This window comes from Microseira wollei NIES-4236 (assembly GCF_020521235.1).
Taxonomy (GTDB): domain Bacteria; phylum Cyanobacteriota; class Cyanobacteriia; order Cyanobacteriales; family Aerosakkonemataceae; genus Microseira; species Microseira wollei.
Genome location: NZ_BLAY01000411.1, coordinates 1 through 1,947, shown reverse-complemented (window position 1 = coordinate 1,947; position 1,947 = coordinate 1). Strand labels below are relative to the sequence as shown.

Below are 1,947 nucleotides of genomic sequence, written 5' to 3'. Positions count from 1 at the left end.
CAGATCCTCCAAACCCTCGTTCAACCATCGGGAGGCAGATCCTCCAAACCCTCGTTCAACCATCGGGAGGCAGATCCTCCAAACCCTCGTTCAACCATCGGGAGGCAGATCCTCCAAACCCTCGTTCCCAGGTTGAACCTGGGAACGAGAAACGAGAATATCGAGGCTCTGCCTCTGATTGAGAATGGTGCAAGTTATCAGTTGAAACGGACTGATAAGAATTTTTAACCAGTTTTAACGGGTTTAGTAGGGACAGGACATCGGAATATGTTTGTGAGGAAAACAAAAATTACTGATTTGTGTCCCTACAGCCTAAAATTTATTTCCAGGCATTGCTCGAATAATTACGGGAAAATTATGCAGAAATTCACCACGCAACTACGGGTGCGGCATTACGAAATGGATGCGCTGGGGCATGTAAATAATGCCGTGTACCAACATTATTTAGAACAAGCAGCGATCGAACATTCGGAGCATTTAGGTTTTACAGTTGAACGCTATAAAGAACTAGGCGGCGTGTTCGTAATGCGACGGGTAGAAATTGATTACCTGCGTTCGGCAGCAGCGGGTGATAAGTTGGAAATTACCACTTGGCTGGAAGAAATGCGGGGAACTCGCGCCAGAAGGCGCTATGAAATTCGCAAACATAGAAAAGATGATTTATTGGTGACAGCAGAAGCGTTATGGGTATGGGTGGAAGCCGCAACAATGCGACCTCGTCCGATTCCCGCTGTGCTGCTGGAGGGTTTTTTGCCATCGGCGACAGGGAATCCACTACCGACTACCACATGACTTACAAACGACCAGGTGATCGCGTTTGTTTCGACCTAGATCTCTAGTTCCCTTTCCCAAGGATTTTTCATAGAAACTTTGGTGTTTGCGTAAGTCCTTAGGTATCGGTAGTGTATGGATGGCTAATTGCTAATTGCTCGCTGGCAAGCTTGTCAATTGCCAGAGAGCAGCGATTAGCGATTAGCTATTAGCAGTTACACAACCGTTGCTACTGGACATGATATCAAACCTCTACCTAAAGCATAGGGTGCTATCTTCCAATCGGTTGATGCAACGGCTGGGGAAATTTGATGCACTAGAAAAGTGTAGAACAATTGAGAAAATAACTATGCGTCCGTTGAACATTGGTTTATCGCAAGAGCAGCGTCAAGGCGTAATTGACTTGTTAAACGCCGATTTGTCCGATGCGTATCTACTGCTGATCAAAACGAAAAAATACCACTGGGATGTAGTCGGACCGCAATTCCGATCGCTGCACCAACTCTGGGAAGAACAGTATACTGCTTTAACAGAAAATATTGATGCAATCGCCGAGCGAGTCCGTACTTTGGGCGGTTACCCCGTAGGTACGGCTGAAGGTTTCCTCAAATACGCTTCAATCAAAGAAGATCCAGGCTCTCTGCCCACTGCTAATGGAATGGTGGAAAACTTGGTATCAGACCACGAACAAATTATCCGCAACATGCGCCAGCACATCGACCAATGCGGCGAAGAATTCCACGATCAAGGTACGGCTGATTTCCTCACCGAATTGATGCAGCAACACGAAGAAATGGCTTGGATGTTGCGTTCGTTTATTGAAGGCGAACAACTTAAGCCAGACGGTCAATTAACGGTAGATGTGAGAGTTCCTGTCGAAGCGGGTAATAGCAAGTAGGTGCAGGCAAATATAGCGGATTGCAAGCTCGTCTAGGGAAAGCGTTATCGCTTCGTTTGTGTAGCGGCAGCGTTAACGCTGCCGCTACACAAACGAAGGTGTACCTCATACGGCTGCAATCCGCTGTAAAGTAAAAATAGCTATCTAAATATGGGGCAGGCAAGATGCCCACCCCACAAAACTTTCAACTCTCTTGTGGGGCAGGCAAGATGCCCACCCCACAAAACTTTCAACTCTCTTGTGGGGCAGGCAAGATGCCCACCCCACAAAACTTTCAA

The 1,947-nt window shown here is 47.0% G+C and carries 3 protein-coding genes; all 3 read left to right on the top strand.

Annotation, left to right across the window (positions count from 1 at the left end; genetic code table 11):
• Positions 1-182: hypothetical protein (locus MiSe_RS48850; protein ID WP_226594739.1), on the top strand; the 182-nt coding region annotated here is incomplete at its 5' end.
• Positions 183-357: 175 nt separating this feature from the next.
• Entirely contained in the window at positions 358-792 is a 435-nt protein-coding gene (locus MiSe_RS48845; protein ID WP_226594737.1) for an acyl-CoA thioesterase, read from the top strand.
• Between the two features lie 328 nt (positions 793-1,120).
• Positions 1,121-1,669: a Dps family protein gene (locus tag MiSe_RS48840; RefSeq protein WP_226594735.1), complete on the top strand. Its 549-nt coding sequence runs from the start codon at positions 1,121-1,123 to the stop codon at positions 1,667-1,669.
• Positions 1,670-1,947 lie beyond the last annotated feature (278 nt).